This window comes from Rathayibacter sp. VKM Ac-2801 (assembly GCF_009834245.1).
Taxonomy (GTDB): domain Bacteria; phylum Actinomycetota; class Actinomycetes; order Actinomycetales; family Microbacteriaceae; genus Rathayibacter.
Window position 1 is genome coordinate 1648427 of record NZ_CP047183.1, and the last position, 21237, is coordinate 1669663.

A 21237-nucleotide genomic window follows, 5' to 3' on the forward strand; every position below is an offset into this window, starting at 1 on the left:
AGGGTGGCCGGGTGCATCTCGTCGCCCTCACCGGAGGCATCGCCTCGGGCAAGTCCACCGTCGCCCGCCGTCTCGTCGAGCGCGGAGCGGTGGTGGTCGACGCCGACGTCCTCGCGCGGCAGGTCGTCGAGCCGGGGGAGCCGGCGCTGGCGGCGATCGCCGAGCGGTTCGGCCCGGCCGTGATCCGCGCGGACGGAGCGCTCGACCGTCCGGCACTCGGCGCGATCGTCTTCTCGGATGCGGCGGCCCGCGCCGACCTCAACGCGATCACCCATCCGGCGGTGACGCTCCGCTCGCAGCGGCTGTTCGCGGCGGCCGCCGAGGCGGACCCGGACGCGGTGGTCGTCTACGACGTCCCGCTCCTGGCCGAGGGCCGCGGAGCGGGAGAGTTCGACGAGGTGGTCGTCGTGCACGCGCCGCGGCACATCCGCATCGAGCGCCTCGTCGCCCTCCGCGGAATGACCGAGGAGGAGGCGCGGGCGAGGGTCTCGTCGCAGGCGAGCGACGAGGAGCGCCTCGCCCTCGCCGACGTCGTGATCGACTCCTCCGGCACCCTGGAGGAGACGCTCGCTCGGACCGACGCGCTGTGGGAGCGGCTCGCCCGCTGACGGGCCTCCCCGGCACCCTCCCTCCGGGCGGAGCCGCCCGGTCGGGGAGCGCACCCCCGTTCGCCGCCAGCGCACGCGCCGCCCGGTGTCGGTGGTCGCGGCTACGCTTCGAACCATGGAGCCAACCCGTGCCGTGCACCCGTTCGAGGTCATCAGCGAGTACAAGCCGAGCGGTGACCAGCCCGGCGCGATCGCCGATCTGAGCGCCCGCATCAACGCCGGCGAGACCGACGTCGTCCTCCTGGGCGCCACCGGAACCGGCAAGTCCGCGACCACGGCCTGGCTCGTCGAGGCCGTGCAGCGCCCGACGCTCGTGCTCGCGCACAACAAGACCCTCGCCGCGCAGCTGGCCAACGAGTTCCGCGAGCTGTTCCCGAACAACGCCGTCGAGTACTTCGTCTCGTACTACGACTACTACCAGCCCGAGGCCTACGTCCCGCAGACGGACACCTTCATCGAGAAGGACAGCTCGGTCAACGCCGAGGTCGAGCGGTTGCGCCACTCCACCACGAACTCGCTCCTGAGTCGACGCGACGTGATCGTCGTGTCGACCGTCTCGTGCATCTACGGCCTCGGCCAGCCCGAGCAGTACCTCGAGGCGATGGTGGCGCTCCAGGTCGGCCAGCGCGTCGACCGGGACCGCCTCATCCGCAAGTTCGTGTCGATGCAGTACGCGCGCAACGACGTCGACTTCGCCCGCGGCACCTTCCGGGTGCGGGGCGACACGATCGAGATCATCCCGATGTACGAGGAGCTCGCGATCCGGATCGAGATGTTCGGCGATGAGATCGAGGCGCTCTACACGCTCCACCCGCTCACCGGCGACATCGTCCGGAAGCTCGACTCCGTGTCGGTCTTCCCCGGCTCGCACTACGTCGCGAGCCAGGACGTCATGCACCGCGCGATCGACACGATCCAGCAGGAGCTCGAGGTGCGCCTGGCCGACCTCGAGAAGCAGAACAAGCTCCTCGAGGCCCAGCGCCTGCGGATGCGCACGACCTTCGATCTGGAGATGATGCAGCAGATCGGCTTCTGCTCCGGCATCGAGAACTACTCCCGCCACATCGACGGCCGCGAGTCGGGCGAGGCACCGCACTGCCTGCTCGACTACTTCCCGGACGACTTCCTCGTCGTGATCGACGAGTCGCACGTGACGGTGCCGCAGATCGGCGCGATGTACGAGGGCGACGCGTCCCGCAAGCGCACGCTCGTCGAGCACGGCTTCCGCCTGCCCTCGGCGATGGACAACCGGCCCCTGAAGTGGGAGGAGTTCAAGTCGCGCGTCGGCCAGACCGTCTACCTCTCCGCGACCCCGGGCCGCTACGAGATGGGCATCGCCGACGGCATCGTCGAGCAGATCATCCGTCCGACCGGCCTGATCGACCCCGAGATCGTCGTCAAGCCGACGAAGGGCCAGATCGACGACCTGCTCGAGGAGATCAAGCGCCGCACCGAGCGCGACGAGCGGGTGCTCGTCACGACGCTGACGAAGCGCATGGCCGAGGAGCTCACCGACTTCCTCACGGAGGCAGGCGTCCGCGTCCGGTACCTGCACTCCGACGTCGACACCCTGCGCCGCGTCGAGCTCCTCTCGGAGCTGCGGGCCGGCGTGTACGACGTCCTGGTCGGCATCAACCTGCTGCGCGAGGGGCTCGACCTGCCCGAGGTCTCGCTCGTGGCGATCCTGGACGCCGACAAGGAGGGCTTCCTCCGCTCGTCCACGTCGCTCATCCAGACGATCGGCCGTGCGGCGCGCAACGTCTCGGGCGAGGTCCACATGTACGCCGACAAGGTGACGGACTCGATGCGGCTCGCGATCGACGAGACCGACCGCCGACGCGAGAAGCAGGTCGCCTACAACCTCGACCACGGCATCGACCCGACGCCGCTGCGGAAGAAGATCGCCGACATCACCGACGCCCTCGCCCGCGAGGGGGCCGACACCGCCAAGCTGCTCGCCGGGCGCGACTCCAAGAAGAAGAGCCCGACGCCGAACCTGCGTCGACAGGGTCTCGCCGCGAACGGCGGCAACGACCTGGAGGCGATCATCTCCGACCTCAACGGGCAGATGCTCCAGGCGGCGGGCGAGCTCAAGTTCGAGCTCGCGGCCCGCCTGCGCGACGAGGTCCAGGAGCTCAAGCGCGAGCTCCGCCAGATGGAGAAGGCCGGACACCTGTCCTGATCGGGGGCGCTGATCCGCAAGGGGAGGGGCCTGCGGATCAGCGCCCAGCGAACGCCACGGGCGATGTCGGTGGCTCCGCATACACTTTCGGAGTGTCGATCCTGAACGCCGTTACGGACCCCTCCTCCACCCCCTCTCCCTCGTTCCACCGCTTCGTCTCCTCGCTCGACGAGTCGTCCTCGAAGCTGGTGGTGAGCGGCGCGCGGGTGCACAACCTGCAGAACGTCGACCTCGAGATCCCGCGCGACTCGATGGTGGTGTTCACTGGTCTCTCGGGCTCGGGCAAGTCCTCCCTCGCCTTCGACACGATCTTCGCGGAGGGCCAGCGGCGCTACGTCGAGTCCCTCTCCGCCTACGCCCGCCAGTTCCTCGGGCAGGTGGACCGGCCGGACGTCGACTTCATCGAGGGCCTCAGCCCCGCGGTCTCGATCGATCAGAAGTCGACCAACCGCAACCCGCGCTCGACCGTCGGCACGATCACCGAGATCTTCGACTACATGCGCCTGCTCTGGGCGCGCATCGGCGTCCCGCACTGCCCCATCTGCAGCGAGCGGATCTCCGCGCAGACCGTGCAGCAGATCGCCGACCAGCTGATGGAGCTCGAGACCGGCACCCGGTACCAGATCCTCAGCCCCGTCGTCTCGCAGAAGAAGGGCGAGTTCGTCGACCTCTTCAAGGAGCTGACCGCGGGCGGCTACTCCCGCGCGATGGTGGACGGGAAGCTCATCCAGCTGAGCGAGCCGCCGGTGCTCAAGAAGCAGTACAAGCACGACATCTCCGTCGTGGTCGACCGGCTCGTCGCCGGCCCCGACATCCTCGGGCGCCTCACCGACTCGCTCGAGACGGCCCTGCGGCTCACCGACGGCATCGTGCAGATCAACTACGTCGACGGCGAGGGCGACGGCGCCTGGACCACCTACTCCGAGAAGCTGTCCTGCCCCAACAACCACCCGATCTCGCTCACCGAGATCGAGCCGCGGACCTTCTCCTTCAACGCCCCCTTCGGCGCCTGCCCGGAGTGCTCGGGCCTCGGCACCCGCATGTCGGTCGACGACGAGCTGCTGCTCGGAGACCCCGACCTGAGCATCGCCGAGGGCGTCATCATCCCCTGGACCACGCAGGGCAAGGGCCTCTTCCAGTACTACGAGAAGCTGCTCGACGGCCTCTCCCGCGACCTCGGCTTCAAGCTGACCACCCCGTGGAAGCGCCTCAGCACCGAGGTGCAGCAGGCCGTCCTCCACGGCGACAACTTCGAGGTCAAGGTCAAGTGGAAGAACCGCTACGGCCGCGAGATGAGCTACACCTCCGGCTTCGAGGGCGTCGTGCCCTACATCGAGCGCCAGTTCGTCCAGGCCGAGACCGACGTGCAGCGCACCCGCTGGTCCGAGTTCCTCCGCGAGGTGCCCTGCCCCGTGTGCAAGGGCTCCCGCCTGAAGCCCGAGGTGCTCGCTGTGCTCGTGCACGGGGCGAGCATCGCGGACGTCGCCGACCTCAGCCTCGGCGACGCCCAGGACTTCATGAGCCGGCTCGAGCTGACCGACCGCGAGGCGCACATCGCCGCGCAGGTGCTGCGCGAGATCCGCGCGCGCATCGACTTCCTCATCGAGGTCGGGCTCAACTACCTCAACCTCTCGCGCGCCGCAGCGTCCCTGTCGGGCGGCGAGGCGCAGCGCATCCGCCTGGCGACCCAGATCGGCTCCGGGCTGACCGGCGTGCTCTACGTGCTCGACGAGCCGAGCATCGGCCTGCACCAGCGCGACAACCGCCGCCTGATCGACACCCTCATCAAGCTGCGCGACCTGGGCAACACCCTGATCGTGGTCGAGCACGACGAGGACACCATCCGCACCGCCGACTGGATCGTCGACATCGGCCCGGGCGCCGGGGTCAACGGCGGCAAGGTCGTGCACTCCGGCTCCTACGAGTCGCTGCTCGAGAACACCCACTCGCTGACCGGCGACTACGTCTCGGGCCGCAAGGCGATCGAGGTCCCGAAGAAGCGGCGGAGGATCGACCGCAAGCGGATGATCAAGGTCGTCGGCGCGAACGCCAACAACCTGCGCAAGGTCGACGCGGAGTTCCCGCTCGGCACCTTCGTCGCGGTCACCGGCGTCTCCGGCTCCGGCAAGAGCACCCTCGTGAACGACATCCTCTACCGCGTGCTCGCCAACCAGCTCAACGGTGCCCGCAAGGTCCCGGGCAAGCACACCCGCGTCACCGGCCTCGAGAACCTCGACAAGGTCGTGCACGTCGACCAGAACCCGATCGGCCGCACGCCGCGCTCGAACCCCGCCACGTACACGGGCGTGTTCGACCGCATCCGCAACCTCTTCGCCGAGACCACCGAGGCGAAGGCGCGGGGCTACCTGCCCGGGCGCTTCAGCTTCAACGTCAAGGGCGGCCGCTGCGAGGCCTGCTCGGGCGACGGCACCATCAAGATCGAGATGAACTTCCTGCCCGACGTCTACGTCGCGTGCGAGGTCTGCGGGGGAGCGCGCTACAACCGCGACACCCTGACCGTGCACTACAAGGGCAAGAACATCGCGGAGGTGCTCGACATGCCGATCGCCGAGGCGGCCGACTTCTTCGAGCCGATCACGGCGATCCACCGCTTCCTCCGCACGCTGGTGGACGTGGGCCTCGGCTACGTCCGCCTCGGTCAGAGCGCGACGACGCTCTCCGGCGGCGAGGCGCAGCGCGTCAAGCTGGCCACCGAGCTCCAGCGCCGCTCCAACGGCCGCAGCGTCTACGTGCTCGACGAGCCGACGACCGGCCTGCACTTCGAGGACGTCCGCAAGCTCCTCCTGGTCCTCAACGGCCTGGTCGACAAGGGCAACACGGTGATCACCATCGAGCACAACCTCGACGTCATCAAGTCGGCCGACTGGCTGATCGACATGGGTCCCGAGGGCGGCGCCGGCGGCGGCCAGGTGGTCGCGGTGGGCACCCCCGAGCACGTGGCGAAGGTCGAGGGCAGCCACACCGGCATGTTCCTCGCCGAGATCCTCGGCTGACGCGAGCGAGAGGCATGACGCAGACAGTCGACTTCCGGCCGAAGCCGGGTGAGATCCCGACCCTCCCGGGCGTGTACCGCTTCAAAGACGCCCGGGGGCGGGTGCTCTACGTGGGCAAGGCCAAGAACCTCCGCGCGCGGCTGAGCAACTACTTCGCTCCGCTGCCGAGCCTGCATGAGCGCACCCGGCGGATGGTCACCTCGGCCTCCGGGGTCGAGTGGACCGTCGTCGGCACCGACGTCGAGGCCCTGCAGCTCGAGTTCACCTGGATCAATGAGTTCGATCCGCCCTTCAACGTCAAGTTCCGCGACGACAAGTCGTACCCCTACATGGCGGTGACGCTGGGCGACGAGGCTCCGCGGGTGATGGTCACGCGCAACGCGAAGATCCGGAAGGCCCGCTACTTCGGGCCCTACCCGAAGATCTGGGCGATCCACGAGACGATCGACCTGATGATCAAGGCGTTCCCGATCAGGACCTGCAACGACTCGAACTACAAGCGCGCGATGCAGAGCGGCAAGCCCTGCTTCGCGTCGCAGATCGGCCGCTGCGGCGGACCCTGCTCCCACCGCGTCACCTTCGCCGAGCACCGCGAGATGGTCGACCGCTTCGTGGCCTTCATGGGCAGCCACGACCGCCGGATGATCGGGGAGCTCGAGAAGGAGATGCGCGAGGCCGCCGCCGCGATGGAGTACGAGCGCGCGGGCAAGCTGCGCGATCAGGCCGCCGCCCTCGACGCCGTCCTCGCCAAGAGCGCGGTCGTGCTCAAGGACAACGTGGACGTCGACCTCTACGCGATCGTCCACGACGAGCTCGCCGCCTCCGTTCAGCAGTTCCGGGTCCGCGGCGGGCGCATCCGCGGCGAGCGGGGCTGGGTCGTCGACAAGGAGCTCGACATGAGCACGGCGGAGCTCGTCGACACGGCCCTCCAGGCCGCCTACGAGACCGGCGACGTCCCGCCCCGGGAGGTCGTCGTGCCGGAGCTGCCCGAGGACACCGAGGCGCTCGAGGAGTGGCTGAGCGGACTGCGCGGCACGAACGTCCGCCTCCGAGCGGCCCAGCGCGGTGACAAGGCCGCCCTCCTCGAGACGGCGACGCAGAACGCGAAGCACTCGCTGATGCTCTACAAGACCCGCCGCTCCGCGGACTTCACCGCTCGGACGCAGGCCCTCGAGGACATCCGAGACGCCCTCGGCATGAGCGAGGCGCCGCTCCGGATGGAGTGCTACGACGTCTCCCACCTCAGCGGCACCAACATCGTCGCCTCGATGGTGGTCTTCGAGGACGGGCTCGCGCGGAAGGACCAGTACCGGCGGTTCTCCATCGCGGAGTCGACGGACGACACCGAGTCGCTACATCAGGTGCTCACCCGCCGGCTCGCCTACCTCCGCGAGCCGGCCGAGCCCGCTGCCGTCGACCCCGAGACCGGCGAGGCCAGGCGACGGAAGTTCTCCTACCCCCCGCAGCTGCTGATCGTCGACGGGGGCCAGCCGCAGGTCGCAGCGGCGCAGCGCGCGCTCGACGAGTCGGGCGTGACCGGCATCACCCTCTGCGGGATCGCCAAGCGGCTCGAGGAGATCTGGCTGCCGGACTCCGACTTCCCCGTCATCCTGCCGCGGAACAGCGATGCGCTGTTCCTCTTCCAGCGGATCCGTGACGAGGCGCACCGCTTCGCGATCACCCACCAGAGGACGCGTCGCAAGCGCGACATCTCCTCCCAGCTGGCCGAGGTGCCCGGGCTCGGAGGCACGCGCGTGCGCGATCTGCTGAAGCACTTCGGATCCGTCGCGCGGCTCCGCGAGGCGGGCGAGGCCGAGATCGCCGAGGTCAAGGGCATCGGCCCGACGCTGGCGGGCGCGATCCATGCGCACCTGCACCCGGACGGGCTCGCCGTCAGGGGCACGCCCTAGGCTGGAGGCCCGCGCTCCGGGGGAGAGCGGCCGGTGCCCGGCACCGCGGACACGAGCAGACACGAGCACGGAGAGCGCATGAGCACGGAGAGCGAGCAGCAGGACGTGCTGATCGTCACGGGGATGTCCGGAGCGGGCCGGTCCACGGCCGCGAACGCGCTGGAGGACCTCGGCTGGTACGTGGTCGACAACCTGCCGCCGCAGATGCTCCGCCCGCTGGTCGATCTCGCGCAGCGTGCGGGCGACACGCTGCCGAAGATCGCGGCGGTCGTCGACGTCCGCGGACGCGACTTCTTCGAGGACCTCGGCGACATCGTCCGCGAGCTGCGCGCCGGGGTCGACCTGCGCGTGGTGTTCCTCGAGGCCACCGACGCCGCGCTCGTCCGCCGCTTCGAGCAGGTGCGCCGTCCACACCCGCTGCAGGGCCGGGGGACCCTCCTCGACGGCATCTCCGCCGAGCGCGCGCGCCTCGCGCAGCTGCGGGAATCGGCCGACATCGTCATCGACACCTCGGACCTGAACATCCACCAGCTGGCCACGAGCATCACCGAGCGCTTCGCCGAGGCCGGCCGCGCGGGCCTCCAGGTCACGGTGATGAGCTTCGGCTTCAAGTACGGGCTTCCGACGGACGCCGACATGGTGGCCGACGCGCGGTTCCTGCCCAACCCGTACTGGATCCCGGAGTTGCGTCCGCATACGGGTCTCGACGAAGAGGTGAGAGACTACGTGCTGGCCCAGCAGGGCGCCGAGGAGTTCATCGACTCCTACTCCCGGGCTCTGCGCCCCGTGCTCGACGGCTACCAGCGCGAGAACAAGCGCCACGCGACCATCGCGATCGGCTGCACGGGAGGCAAGCACCGCTCCGTCGCGGTCGCGGGCCGTGTCGCGGCCCGTCTGGCCGAGCTGCCGGGCGTCGCCGTCAACGTGGCGCACCGCGACCTCGGCCGAGAATGATCCCCGCGCGCTCCGCCGCGCACCCGACGTAAGGAAGACTCCGTGGCCCTCACCGCAGACGTCAAGGGCGAACTGGTCGCGATCGTCTCGCGCAAGAACACCGTCCGTGCCGCCGAATTGGCGACCATCCTCCGCTTCTCCGGAGGACTGCACATCATCTCCAACCGACTCGCGGTCGAGGTCGAGCTCGACTCCGCCCCGCTCGCGACCCGTGTGCGCCGCGACCTCGCCGAGCTGTACGGCGTGCGCAGCGAGGGCAGCATCGTCTCGGCCGGCGGATCCCGCCGGACCACGAGCTGGCTGGTGCGCGTCGTCGAGGGCGGGGACACCCTCGCGCGGCAGACCGGACTCCTCGACCAGCGGGGCCGGCCCGTCCGCGGCCTCCCCAACCGGCTGACCACGGGCTCCCGCGAGGAGCTCGCCGCCCTGTGGCGCGGTGCCTTCCTCGCCCAGGGCTCGCTGACCGACCCGGGCCGCTCCGCAGCGCTCGAGATCGTCTGCCCCGGCAACGAGGCGGCCATGGCGATCGTCGGAGCGGCCGGACGCCTGGGTGTCCAGGCCAAGTCCCGCGAGGTGCGCGGCGTCCACCGGGTCGTCATCCGCGACGGCGAGAGCATCAGCGCGATGCTCACCCTGATGGGCGCGACCGCGACCGTCGCGAGCTGGGAGGAGCTGCGCCAGCGCCGCGAGGTGCGGGCGACCGCGAACCGCCTCGTCAACTTCGACGACGCGAACCTCCGCCGCTCCGCTCAGGCCGCCGTCGCGGCGTGCGCCCGCGTCGAGCGCGCGATGGAGATCCTCGGCGACGACATCCCCGAGCACCTCCGCTACGCCGGGCGCCTGCGCCTCGCCCACCGCGACGCGAGCCTCGACGAGCTCGGCCACCACGCCGATCCGCCGATGACGAAGGACGCCGTCGCCGGCCGCATCCGCCGCCTCCTCGCGATGGCCGACAAGCGGGCGTCCGACCTCGACATCCCGGGCACCGACGCGAACCTCCCGGCCGAGCTGCAGGACCTGTAGGCCCGGCCGCACGGCGCGCCCCGCCCGGCGAACGCTGAGTGTCTCCTGGTCGAACAACGCAAGCCCTCCGAACGCGGAGGGCCTCCCTCGCTAGACTGGTCGGGTCGCTCAGGACACTCCCGGCCCTCCTCCTCCTCCTCGCGGAGGACGCCGAGACACCGGCGGGTCGCACGGGAGCGACGACCACGAACAGGAGATCGCACATGGCTGACTACACGCTCGCCGAACTGCCCTACGACTACTCGGCCCTCGAGCCGAACATCAGTGGGCGGATCATGGAGCTCCACCACGACAAGCACCACGCGACGTACGTGGCCGGGGCGAACACGGCCCTCGCCTCGCTGCAGGAGGCTCGCGACAGCGAGAACCTCGCGAACGTGAACAAGCTCCAGAAGGACCTCGCCTTCAACCTCGCCGGTCACGTGAACCACACCGTGTTCTGGAACAACCTCTCGCCGGACGGCGGCGACAAGCCCATCGGCGAGCTCGCCGCGGCCATCGACGACAACTTCGGGTCGTTCGACAAGTTCCGCGCCCACTTCACCGCCTCGGCCCTCGGCATCCAGGGCTCCGGCTGGTCGATCCTCGCCTGGGACTCGCTCGGCGAGAAGCTCATCATCGAGCAGCTCTACGACCACCAGGGCAACCTCGCCGCGGCGACCGTCCCGGTCCTCCTCCTCGACATGTGGGAGCACGCCTTCTACCTCGACTACGTCAACGTGAAGGCCGACTACGTCAAGGCGTTCTGGAACATCGTGAACTGGGCCGACGTCTCCGCGCGCTTCGAGAAGGCCCGCGAGAAGACTTCGGGCCTGCTGCTACTGTCGTAGCGATCTCGGCGTCCCGGGCCCCGCGTCCGGGACGCCCTGTCGTCGGCTTCCACCCCTCCACTGCACCGTCGAGGTGCCTTTCCTCACCAGGAGATATCTGTGTCCGTCAAGATCGGCATCAACGGCTTCGGCCGTATCGGCCGTAACTTCTTCCGTGCAGCCCTCGCCAAGGGCAGCGACCTCGAGATCGTCGCGGTCAACGACCTCACCGACAACAAGGCCCTCGCGCACCTCCTGAAGTACGACTCCATCACGGGCCGCCTCGACGCGACCGTCGAGCTCGACGGCGACCGCATCGTCGTCAACGGCAAGCCGATCATCGTCCTCGAGGAGCGCGACCCCGCGAACCTCCCCTGGGGCGAGCTGGGTGTCGACGTCGTCATCGAGTCGACCGGCCGCTTCACCAAGTCGGAGGATGCGCGCAAGCACATCACCGCGGGTGCCAAGAAGGTCATCGTCTCCGCTCCCGCCACCGGCAGCGACGTCGCGACCCTGGTCCTCGGCGTGAACGAGAACACCTACGACCCGGCGACGCACGACATCATCTCGAACGCCTCGTGCACCACGAACTGCCTCGCGCCGCTCGCCAAGGTGCTGCTCGACAACTTCGGCATCGAGCGCGGACTGATGACCACGGTCCACGCCTACACCGCCGACCAGAACCTCCAGGACGGCCCCCACAGCGACCTGCGTCGCGCGCGCGCCGCCGCCGTCAACATCATCCCGACCTCGACCGGTGCCGCCAAGGCGCTCGGCCTGGTCATCCCGGAGCTCGTCGGCAAGCTCGACGGCTACGCCCTCCGCGTCCCGGTGCCGACCGGCTCGATCACCGACCTCACCGTCGAGCTGACCAAGCCCGCCACCGTCGAGGAGATCAACGCGGCGTACAAGGCGGCCTCCGAGGGCGACCTCAAGGGCATCCTCAAGTACACCGAGGACCCGATCGTCTCGAGCGACATCGTGACCGACCCGCACTCGTCGATTTTCGACGCGGGCCTCACGAAGGTCATCGGCAGCCAGGTCAAGGTCGCGTCCTGGTACGACAACGAGTGGGGCTACTCCAACCGCCTCGTCGACGTCACCGAGTTCGTCGCCGGCAAGCTCTAAGGGCTGCGCGCAGTGACGCTCCGCACTCTGGACTCACTGGGCTCCCTCGCAGGCAAGCGCGTCGTCGTCCGCTGCGATCTGAACGTCCCCCTGAAGGACGGAACGATCACGGACGACGGCCGCGTGCGCGCGTCGGTGCCCACGCTCCAGCGTCTGGTCTCCGAGGGCGCCCGAGTCGTGGTCGTGAGCCACCTCGGGCGCCCCGAGGGGAAGCCCGAGGCGAAGTACAGCCTCGCTCCCGTCGCCGCCCGTCTCGGCGAGCTGCTCGACGCTCCGGTGGCCTTCGCCGAGGACACCGTCGGCGAAGCGGCCTCCGCCGCCGTCGACGCGCTCGAGGACGGCCGGGTCGTCGTTCTGGAGAACCTCCGGTTCAACGCCGGCGAGACGAGCAAGGACGAGGCCGAGCGCCGCGCCTTCGCCGAGAAGCTCGCCGCCTACGGCGACGCCTTCGTCTCCGACGGGTTCGGGGTCGTGCACCGCAAGCAGGCGAGCGTCTACGAGCTCGCCGAGCTGCTTCCCAGCGCGGCCGGCACGCTGATCGCGGCCGAGCTGGAGGTGCTGGAGCGCCTCACCGAGAAGCCCGAGCGCCCCTACGCGGTCGTCCTCGGCGGCTCGAAGGTCTCGGACAAGCTCGGCGTGATCGAGCACCTGCTGCCGAAGGTCGACTCGATCCTCATCGGCGGCGGGATGCTCTTCACCTTCCTCAAGGCCCAGGGCCACGAGGTCGGCGCCAGCCTGCTGGAGGCCGACCAGGTCGACACCGTGCTCGGCTACCTCGCGAAGGCGGAGGAGCTGGGTGTGGAGATCGTCCTGCCGACCGACGTCGTCGTGGCGTCCGAGTTCGGCCCCGACGCCGAGCACCAGGTCGCCTCGGCCGACGCGATCGAGGGCACGCCCTTCGGTGACAAGGGCCTCGGCCTGGACATCGGACCGGACACCGCCGCGCACTTCGCCGAGATCATCGCGGCGTCCAGGACGGTGTTCTGGAACGGTCCCATGGGCGTCTTCGAGCTCGCGCCGTTCGCGGCGGGCACGAAGACCGTCGCGCAGGCGCTCACCGAGGTCGACGGTCTCAGCGTCGTCGGCGGAGGCGACTCCGCCGCGGCCGTCCGCGCCCTCGGGTTCCGCGACGACCAGTTCGGCCACATCTCGACGGGAGGCGGAGCGAGCCTCGAATTCCTCGAGGGCAAGCGCCTCCCCGGACTGGAGGTCCTCGGATGGTAGACACCACCGCACGCATCCCGCTCATCGCCGGCAACTGGAAGATGAACCTGGATCACCTCCAGGCCATCGCCTTCGTGCAGAAGCTGGCGTGGAGCCTCAAGGACGCCGATCACGACTTCGACGGCGTCGAGGTCGCGGTGTTCCCGCCCTTCACGGACTTGCGCCCTGTGCAGATCCTCGTCGACTCGGACAAGCTGCCGCTCAAGTACGGTGCGCAGGACGTGTCGAAGTACGACAGCGGCGCCTACACCGGCGAGATCTCAGGCCAGTTCCTGAAGCAGCTCGACTGCGACTACGTGATCGTCGGCCACTCGGAGCGGCGCACGCTGCACGGGGAGACGGACGCGGACATCGCGGCCAAGTCCGCTGCGGCCATCACCCACGGCGTCGCTCCGATCATCTGCGTCGGCGAGACCGCGGAGGACCTCGAGAAGCACGGCCCCTCGGCCGTGCCCGTCGCGCAGCTGAAGGAGGCCCTCACCGGCCTCCCCGCGGATGCCGACCTCGTCGTCGCCTACGAGCCGGTCTGGGCCATCGGCTCCGGACAGGCCGCGACGCCCGAGCAGGCCCAGCAGGTCTGCAAGGCGCTCCGCGGTGTCGTCGCCGACGTCCTCGGCGCCGACACCGCCGCGAAGACCCGCATCCTCTACGGCGGCTCCGTGAAGTCCGGCAACATCGCCGGCTTCATGCGCGAGCCCGACGTCGACGGAGCACTCGTCGGAGGCGCCAGCCTCCAGGTCGACGAGTTCGCGGCGATCGCACGATTCCGGAACCACGTCGGGGTCTGAGCTGCTGCGACGAAAGGGCGGGCCCATCGGCCCGCCCTTTCGTCGTCCACGCCGCTCCCTGCGTGGCGTGGCGCGGTCGGCTTTCAAGCATGGTCGCTTCCCGGAGAGCGTCCTGCGTCCGGCTACGCCGATCCGCTTGCACGCGGATCGTCGGTTCGCCGTGCTGTCGTCCACGCCGCTCCTTGCGTGGCGTGGCGCGGTCGGCTTCGCGACGGGGTGCGCTCTCAGAGCGGGGTGCGTTCGGCTACGTCGATCCGCTCCGATGCGGATCACGGGTTCGCCGTGGACAGTCCCGCGCCGGTCTCCTTCGTAGGGCGGCGCCACACTGTCGGCTCGGTCGCGCGGGGCGTTCCGGGGAGCGGGGTGCGGTGGGCGGCGTCGATCGGGTGGGACGTCGATCAGCGGTTCTCGGCGCACCGCTGCGGACGCAGGGTCGAGGGCAGCGGTCAGCGGCGGTCACCGCGAACGAGGCCGCCCCCTCCGCCCCCTCGCCGGACAGCCGTATACATCGCCCCGAACACGGGACGACGCATTCCTCGCGGATTCGCAGGCGCCGTTATACTCGTCGGGGCGCGCAACGCGCCAGAACTTCGAAAGGTACCGCGTGGACATCCTCCAGGTCGTGCTCCAGGTCATCCTGGGCATCACGAGCCTCCTGCTCACCATGCTGATCCTGCTCCACAAGGGGCGCGGCGGCGGTCTGTCCGACATGTTCGGGGGCGGAGTCACCTCCAACCTCGGCGCCTCGGGCGTCGCCGAGCGCAACCTGAACCGCATCACCGTGATCCTGGGCCTCGTCTGGCTCGCCTGCATCGTGGTGCTCGGCCTCATCACCAAGTTCACCACCGGAGCATAGGGGTACTCGCAATGGCATCAGGCGGCAGTGCAATCCGCGGTTCGCGCGTCGGCGCAGGACCCATGGGCGAGCAGGACCGGGGCTTCCACGCGGAGCGGGTCGCGATCTCCTACTGGGACGCTCTCGGCAACGAGACGGTGCGCCACTTCTCGGCGGCCCTCCCCGAGGACGAGATCCCCGAGGTGATCGACTCGCCGCAGTCCGGTCTTCCCGCGGGCCGCGACCGGGCGAACCCGCCCCAGGTCGCGAAGACCGAGCCCTACAAGACGCACCTCGCCTACGTGAAGGAGCGCCGCACCGAGGCCGAGGCGGCTCAGCTCCTCGAGGAGGCGCTGCAGCAGCTGCGCGCCCGCCGGGGGACCGCGACCCCGTCCTGATCCTCATCGGATCACGAACGACGGAAGGCCCGCCCCCTCGGGGGACGGGCCTTCCGTCGTCTCCGCGCCGGGCTCAGTAGCTGGGAGCGATGAGCGACTCCGGGACCTCGGCAGCAGCCTCCTGGTCGACGAAGAACACCGTGCGCTTGCGACCGAAGGCGCCGGACGCAGGCACCTCGTTCGTGCTGGCACCCGCGAGCGCGAGGCCCAGAGCCGAGGCCTTGTCGGCGCCGGCGAGCACCATCCAGATGCGGTCCGACTGGTTGATCAGCGGCAGCGTGAGCGTGAGGCGCTCCGGCGGCGGCTTCGGCGAGTTGCGGACCGCGAGGACGCCCGGCGTCGTCGAGCGGATCGCGGAGCGCTCGGGGAACAGCGAGGCGATGTGCCCGTCCGGCCCGACGCCGAGGAAGGTGATGTCGAACCGCGGGTACTCGCGCCCCTCGGAGGCGTGCTCGCGCAGCGCCGCGTCGTAGGCGGCAGCGGCGCCGTCGAGGTCCAGGCCCTCGTCCGAGGCCGGGTAGGAGTGCACGTTCGCCGCCGGCACGTCGAGGACGCTGAAGAGGTCTCCCGCCTGCACGTCGTTGCGGTCCTCGTGGCCGCGGGGCACCCAGCGCTCGTCGCCCCACCAGAAGTGCACGCGCGACCAGTCGACGTTGCCGGCGGCGGAGGAGGAGCCGATCTCCTTGAGCGTGGCGGCTCCCATGGTCCCTCCGGTGAGCACGACGTTCGCCGACCCGAGGTCGTCGAGGACGTCGATCGTCTTGGTGAGGAACCGGGCGGCGACCGAGCCGGCGAGGGTCTGCTTGTCGCGGTGGACCAGCACGCGGCGTTCGGTGGTCATCTCAGGGGACTCCTTCGGGTTCGGGTGCCGATCGGCAGGGTTCGGCTCCGTGTCGGGAAGCTCTGAGGCGTGGGCGCCCCGGGACGGGCGCCCACGCCTCAGGAGGCGCTGCGGGCCTCGGCCTTCTCGGTGAGCATGTCGACCCCGCGCGAGATCACTTCACCGTACAGGTCATCCGGGTCGAGCCGGCGCAGCTCCTCCGCCAGGCAGTCCCGGAGGCTGCGGCGGGGGAGCGAGATGTCGTGGACCGGCTGATCGGGCTGCGTGAGCGTCGCGACGTTGGGCACCGAGCGCTCGAGCTCGATCACTCCGGAGTCGCGGATGAGCCGCACGCCGTGGATCCCGCTGGACCCGGTGGCGCTGATCGTGAGCTCGTGGTCGACGGGGATGTCGAGCTCGAGCTGCAGCCAGGCGGCGAGCAGGATCGTCGAGGGGGAGTCGGGCGCACCCGAGACCTCGACGGCCGTGATCGGCTCGTAGGGCGGCTGGTCGAGCACGGCGGCGAGCTGCGCGCGCCAGAGGGTGAGGCGGGTCCAGGCGAAGTCGGTGTCGCCGGGGGCGTAGGTCGAGGCGAGGTGGTGCAGCGCCTCCGCCGGGTTCGACTGGGCCGACGCGTCGGTGATCCGGCGGGTGGCGATCCGGCCGATCGGGGACGCCGAGGCGTTGTCCGGAGCGCTGTTCGGCCACCAGGCGACGACGGGGGCGTCGGGGAGGAGCAGGCCCGTGACCAGGCTCTCCTCGTCCTCGGCCGCGTCCCCGTAGGGGCGGAGCACGACGACCTCGCTCGCGCCGGCGTCGCCTCCGACCCGGATCTGCGCGTCGACGCGGGCCGTCGCGTCGACCGGGACGGTGGTGGTGCCGTCGTCCTTCGAGACCACGATGACGCGCATCGGGTGCTCGCGGGACGCGTCGTTCGCGGCCTCGATGGCCTCCTCCTCGTGACCCCGGGAGGTCGCGATGATGAGGGTGAGGACGCGGCCGAGAGCGACGGCGCCGCCCTCCTCGCGGATCTTGACGAGGGTCTTCGAGACCTCGCTCGTCGTGGTGTCGGGCAGATCGACGATCATGGACGCCTCCAGGTGCGGCCGTCGCGGGCGAGGAGCTCGTCGGCGGAATCGGGGCCCCAGGTTCCGGGGCGGTACTGCTCGGGCTGGCCCTGCGTGGCCCAGAACTCCTCGATCGGGTCGAGGATCTTCCAGGACAGCTCGACCTCCTCGTGCCGCGGGAAGAGCGGCGGCTCGCCCAGGAGGACGTCGAGGATGAGGCGCTCGTAGGCCTCGGGGCTCGCCTCGGTGAACGCGTGGCCGTAGCCGAAGTCCATCGTCACGTCGCGCACCTGCATGCCGGCGCCGGGCACCTTCGAGCCGAAGCGCATGGTGACGCCCTCGTCGGGCTGGACCCGGATGACGAGCGCGTTCTGACCGAGCGACGTGGTCTGGCTCTCGGCGAAGAGCTGCTGCGGTGCCCGCTTGAACACGACCGCGATCTCGGTGACGCGGCGGCCGAGGCGCTTGCCGGCCCGCAGGTAGAAGGGCACGCCGGCCCAGCGGCGGGTGCCGATGTCCAAGCGCATGGCGGCGTAGGTCTCGGTGGTCGAGGTGGGGCTCATGCCGTCCTCCTCGAGGAAGCCGAGCACCTTCTCGCCGCCCTGCCAGCCGCCGGCGTACTGCCCGCGGGCGGTCGCGGTGGAGAGGTCGGCGGGAAGGCGGACGGCCGCGAGGACCTTCTCCTTCTCCGCGCGGAGGTCGGCCGCGTCGAACGAGATCGGCTCCTCCATGGCGGTCAGGGCGAGCAGCTGCAGCAGGTGGTTCTGGATGACGTCGCGCGCCGCTCCGATGCCGTCGTAGTAGCCCGCGCGTCCGCCCACGCCGATGTCCTCGGCCATGGTGATCTGCACGTGGTCGACGTAGTTCGAGTTCCAGAGGGGCTCGTACATCATGTTGGCGAAGCGCAGGGCCAGGATGTTCTGGACCGTCTCCTTGCCCAGGTAGTGGTCGATCCGGAAGACGGAGTCGGGGGGGAAGACCGACTCGACGACGTCGTTCAGCTCGCGGGCCGTCTTCAGGTCGCTGCCGAACGGCTTCTCGATGACGACGCGGCGCCACTGGCCGTCCTTCTGCTCGGCGAGGCCCGAGCTGCGCAGCTGCTCGGTGACCTGCGGGAAGGACTTCGGGGGGATCGAGAGGTAGAAGGCGAAGTTGCCGTTCGTGCCGCGCTCGCGGTCGAGGTCGTCGACGGTCGTCTTCAGGCGGGCGAACGCCTCCGGGTCGTCGAACTCGCCCTGCACGAAGCGGATGCCCTGCGCGAGCTGCGACCAGACCTCCTCGTGGAACTCGGTGCGGGCGTGCTTCTTCACGGAGTCGTGGACGACCTGCTCGAAGTCCTGGTCGTCCCAGTCGCGCCGGGCGAACCCGACGAGGGCGAAGCCGGGAGGCAGGAGGCCGCGGTTGGCGAGGTCGTAGACCGCGGGCATGAGCTTCTTGCGGGAGAGGTCGCCGGTCACGCCGAAGATGACGAGCCCGCTGGGCCCGGCGATCCGGTTCAACCGGCGGTCGAAGCTCAACCTCAGCGGGTTGAACTCGGGGGTGATGTCCACAGACATGTGCAGTGTCCTTCTGTGTGCCGGTGGGACCGGCGCACTGCTATCGGTGAGGGAGGGGGAGGAGCGGGCGCTGCCGGCTCCTGCCCCGGGAAGTGGTCGCGGGACGACCGAGGGCACGCCGCCGCGCGCTCGAGAGCGCGGCGGCGGCGTGCCCCTCGGATCAGGTGTTGAGCGCCTCGAAGAGCGCCTCGAGGTCGGCCTCGGGGTCGGTCAGCGTGAGGGTCAGCACCGGCCGGCCGTGCTCGGCGAGCACGCTCGCGTCGCCGGCGGCCTGGGCCAGGATGAGCTGGCCGAAGGTGAACGGGCTGTCCGGAATCTCGAGGTCCACGTCGGAGCGCTCGGTGATCTGGAGGAACACGCCGGTCGGCGCCCCGCCCTTGTGGTACTGCCCGGTCGAGTGCAGGAAGCGCGGGCCCCACCCGAAGGTGACGGGGCGCTGAGCCTGCGCGGCGAGGAGGTCGCGCACGCCCTCGAGCTGCGGGAGCGCGAGGCGGTCGACGTACGCCTGGATCGACACGTAGCCGCCGTCGCCCAGCTGGGCGAGGAGGCGGTCGACAGCGGCAGCGACGGTCGAGACGCCCTCGGTGACGCTGCTGGTGCCGGTGACCTCGATGCCCGCGTCGGTGAACGCGGGGGCCTCGGGCTCGGGGCGCTTCTCGAGCAGGGCCCGGGTCGCGACCTTCGCCGACTCGACGTCGGGCTGGTCGAACGGGTCGATGCCCAGGAGGCGTCCCGCGACGGCGACGGCGTACTCCCACGTCAGCATCTGCGCGCCGAGCGAGCCGGAGAGGAGGATCTCGCCCTCGTGGCGGTCGCGCGGGAACAGGTGCAGCGCCGTGGCGTCCTCGACCAGGCGGACGACCTGCACGTCGGGCAGATCCTCCGAGAGCTCGGGGGCCAGCGTGCCGAGGACGACGGGGAGGATGCCCGTGCCGTCCTTGCCGGTGGACTCGGCGATGAGCTGCTCCGCCCAGTCGGCGAAGCCGACGATGTCGGTCCCGTCGGCGACGATCGCGAGCTTGTCGCGGCGAGGGCTGGTCGCGGCGATCGCCGCTCCGAGGATCAGACCCGGGTTCTCGGGGGAGTCCACGGCGAGCCCGAGGGAGGCCTCGGCCGCCTCGTCGAGGAGGGCCTCGATGTCGGCGCCGGCGAGCCCGGACGGCACGAGGCCGAACGCGGAGAGCGCCGAGAAGCGCCCGCCGATGTTCGGGTCGGCGTTGAACACGCGGTAGCCGGCCTCGCGGGAGGAGGTGTCCAGCGGCGACCCCGGGTCCGTCACGATGACGATGCGGTCGAGCGGGTCGATGCCCGCCTCTGTGAACGCCTTCTCGTAGGCCTTCTTCTGACTCGCGGTCTCGACGGTCGAGCCGGACTTGGAGGAGATGACGACCGCGGTCGACGCGAGCCGGTCGTTCAGGGCCGCGAGGACCTGGCCGGGCGCCGTCGAGTCGAGCACGGTGAGCTCGACGCCGGCGGTGCGGGTGATGACCTCGGGCGCGAGCGAGGAGCCGCCCATGCCGCCGAGGACGATGTGGTCGACGCCCTGGGCCCGGAACTCCTCGCGCAGGGCGAGGATCTGGGGGATCAGGGGGCGGGAGACGGTGGTCGACTCGGTCCAGCCGAGGCGCTTGGCCGCCTCCTCCTCCGCCGCGGTGCCCCACAGGGTGGGGACCTGGGCGGTGATGCCGGACGCGACCTCGTCGGCGACGAGCTCCGGGACGACGCGGTCGACGGCCTTCTCGGCGTCTCCGCTGACGTGGATCTGGATGGCCATGATCAGGCCTGCGCCTTCGCGCCCTCGAGCGCCGCGGTGACGGTGTCGAGCAGCTCGTTCCAGGAGACGATGAACTTCTCCACGCCCTCCTTCTCGAGCAGCTCGGTGACGTCGGCGTACGAGACGCCCTGCGCCGCGACGGCGTCGAGGACGGCGTTCGCGTCGGCGTACGAGCCGGTGACGGTGTCGCCGGTGATGACGCCGTGGTCGAAGGTCGCCTCGAGGGTCTTCTCGGGCATCGTGTTGACCACGCCGGCCGCGACGAGCTCGGTCACGTAGAGGGTGTCGGGGAGGTCGGTCGACTTGACGCCGGTCGAGGCCCAGAGGGGGCGCTGGCGGTTGGCGCCGGACTCCTGGAGCAGCAGCGCGCGCTCGGTGGCGAACGCCTCGACGAAGACCTCGTAGGCCAGCTGCGCGTTGGCGACGCCGGACTTGCTCTTCAGGGCGCGGGCCTCGTCGGTGCCGACGGCCTCGAGGCGCTTGTCGATCTCGGTGTCGACGCGCGAGACGAAGAACGAGGCGACGGAGTGGATGGTCGACAGGTCGATGCCGGCGTCCTTGGCCTTCTCGAGGCCGGCCAGGTACGCGTTGATGACGGCGCGGTAGCGGGCGAGCGAGAAGATCAGGGTGACGTTCACCGAGATGCCCGAGCCGATGACCTCGGTGATGGCCTCGAGGCCCTCGACGGTCGCGGGGATCTTGATCATCGCGTTGGGGCGATCGACCTTGGTCCAGAGGGCTCTGGCCTGCTCGATGGTGCCCTGGGCGTCGTGCGCCAGGCCGGGCTCGACCTCGATCGACACTCGGCCGTCGTAGCCGTTGGTCGCGTCGTAGATCGGGCGGAAGATGTCGGACGCCGCGGCGACGTCGTCGGTGGTGATCTCGAAGACGGCGTCGGTCACCGAGGTGCCGGCGGCGGCGAGCTCGCGCACCTGGGCGTCGTAGGACTCGCCGTTGGTCAGGGCCGCGGCGAAGATCGTGGGGTTCGTGGTGACTCCGACGACGTTCTTCTCCTCGATGAGCTTCTGCAGCCCTCCGGTGGAGATGCGCGAGCGGGAGAGGTCGTCGAGCCAGATGCTGACGCCGGCGGCGGAGAGCTCTGCGGTGGGGGTGTTCTCGGTCATGTCTCTTCTTCTTCTGCGTAGGT

Annotated in this window: 17 protein-coding genes; 12 read left to right on the forward strand and 5 right to left on the reverse strand. The window is 70.2% G+C overall.

Annotated elements, in window-relative coordinates; all coding sequences use genetic code 11:
• Window positions 1-11 precede the first annotated feature (11 nt).
• The 12 genes from coaE to GSU45_RS07675 all read left to right on the forward strand — a co-directional run bounded on the left by coaE (window position 12) and on the right by GSU45_RS07675 (window position 14873).
• Complete coding sequence (gene coaE / locus GSU45_RS07620) at window positions 12-608, forward strand: dephospho-CoA kinase (RefSeq protein WP_159913976.1); 597 nt, start codon at window positions 12-14, stop codon at window positions 606-608.
• Between the two features lie 115 nt (window positions 609-723).
• Window positions 724-2790: an excinuclease ABC subunit UvrB gene (gene uvrB, locus GSU45_RS07625; RefSeq protein WP_159913978.1), complete on the forward strand. Its 2067-nt coding sequence runs from the start codon at window positions 724-726 to the stop codon at window positions 2788-2790.
• Between the two features lie 188 nt (window positions 2791-2978).
• Window positions 2979-5804 (forward strand): excinuclease ABC subunit UvrA, encoded by a 2826-nt coding sequence (uvrA, locus tag GSU45_RS07630; protein ID WP_244248288.1) that lies wholly within the window; start codon window positions 2979-2981, stop codon window positions 5802-5804.
• 14 nt (window positions 5805-5818) lie between these two features.
• Window positions 5819-7714, forward strand: coding sequence for an excinuclease ABC subunit UvrC (gene uvrC, locus GSU45_RS07635; protein WP_159913980.1), 1896 nt, complete (start codon window positions 5819-5821; stop codon window positions 7712-7714).
• A 78-nt stretch (window positions 7715-7792) separates the two neighbouring features.
• A complete protein-coding gene (rapZ, locus tag GSU45_RS07640) occupies window positions 7793-8668 on the forward strand; it encodes an RNase adapter RapZ (protein WP_159913982.1) in 876 nt (291 codons plus the stop codon).
• 42 nt (window positions 8669-8710) lie between these two features.
• Window positions 8711-9691: a DNA-binding protein WhiA gene (gene whiA, locus GSU45_RS07645; protein WP_104237489.1), complete on the forward strand. Its 981-nt coding sequence runs from the start codon at window positions 8711-8713 to the stop codon at window positions 9689-9691.
• A gap of 203 nt (window positions 9692-9894) precedes the next feature.
• Window positions 9895-10521, forward strand: coding sequence for a superoxide dismutase (locus tag GSU45_RS07650; RefSeq protein ID WP_159913984.1), 627 nt, complete (start codon window positions 9895-9897; stop codon window positions 10519-10521).
• 99 nt (window positions 10522-10620) lie between these two features.
• Entirely contained in the window at window positions 10621-11628 is a 1008-nt protein-coding gene (gene gap / locus GSU45_RS07655) for a type I glyceraldehyde-3-phosphate dehydrogenase (protein ID WP_104221909.1), read from the forward strand.
• A gap of 12 nt (window positions 11629-11640) precedes the next feature.
• Entirely contained in the window at window positions 11641-12852 is a 1212-nt protein-coding gene (locus tag GSU45_RS07660; protein WP_159913986.1) for a phosphoglycerate kinase, read from the forward strand.
• Entirely contained in the window at window positions 12846-13640 is a 795-nt protein-coding gene (tpiA, locus tag GSU45_RS07665; protein WP_159913988.1) for a triose-phosphate isomerase, read from the forward strand. Before GSU45_RS07660 ends, tpiA begins: the two co-directional genes overlap by 7 nt.
• 604 nt (window positions 13641-14244) lie before the next feature.
• Window positions 14245-14496 carry a preprotein translocase subunit SecG gene (secG, locus tag GSU45_RS07670; RefSeq protein ID WP_068207965.1) on the forward strand — a complete coding sequence of 84 codons (252 nt, stop codon included), beginning with the start codon at window positions 14245-14247 and terminating at the stop codon, window positions 14494-14496.
• A gap of 11 nt (window positions 14497-14507) precedes the next feature.
• The gene (locus GSU45_RS07675; RefSeq protein WP_159913990.1) at window positions 14508-14873 is read left to right on the forward strand and encodes an RNA polymerase-binding protein RbpA; all 366 of its coding nucleotides are present in this window, start codon (window positions 14508-14510) and stop codon (window positions 14871-14873) included.
• A 73-nt stretch (window positions 14874-14946) separates the two neighbouring features.
• Here the strand turns inward: GSU45_RS07675 and pgl are convergent, their stop codons facing one another.
• The 5 genes from pgl to tal form a co-directional block, all read right to left on the reverse strand.
• Window positions 14947-15714 (reverse strand): 6-phosphogluconolactonase, encoded by a 768-nt coding sequence (gene pgl / locus GSU45_RS07680; protein WP_159913992.1) that lies wholly within the window; start codon window positions 15712-15714, stop codon window positions 14947-14949.
• 98 nt (window positions 15715-15812) lie between these two features.
• On the reverse strand, window positions 15813-16781 hold the full coding sequence (locus tag GSU45_RS07685; protein ID WP_104232638.1) for a glucose-6-phosphate dehydrogenase assembly protein OpcA: 969 nt from the start codon (window positions 16779-16781) through the stop codon (window positions 15813-15815).
• On the reverse strand, window positions 16778-18316 hold the full coding sequence (gene zwf, locus GSU45_RS07690) for a glucose-6-phosphate dehydrogenase (protein WP_159913994.1): 1539 nt from the start codon (window positions 18314-18316) through the stop codon (window positions 16778-16780). The genes GSU45_RS07685 and zwf overlap by 4 nt, the downstream gene beginning before the upstream one ends.
• A 160-nt stretch (window positions 18317-18476) precedes the next feature.
• On the reverse strand, window positions 18477-20090 hold the full coding sequence (locus GSU45_RS07695; RefSeq protein ID WP_159913996.1) for a glucose-6-phosphate isomerase: 1614 nt from the start codon (window positions 20088-20090) through the stop codon (window positions 18477-18479).
• Window positions 20091-20092: 2 nt separating this feature from the next.
• Window positions 20093-21214: a transaldolase gene (gene tal / locus GSU45_RS07700; RefSeq protein ID WP_159913998.1), complete on the reverse strand. Its 1122-nt coding sequence runs from the start codon at window positions 21212-21214 to the stop codon at window positions 20093-20095.
• Between the last annotated feature and the right edge of the window lie 23 nt (window positions 21215-21237).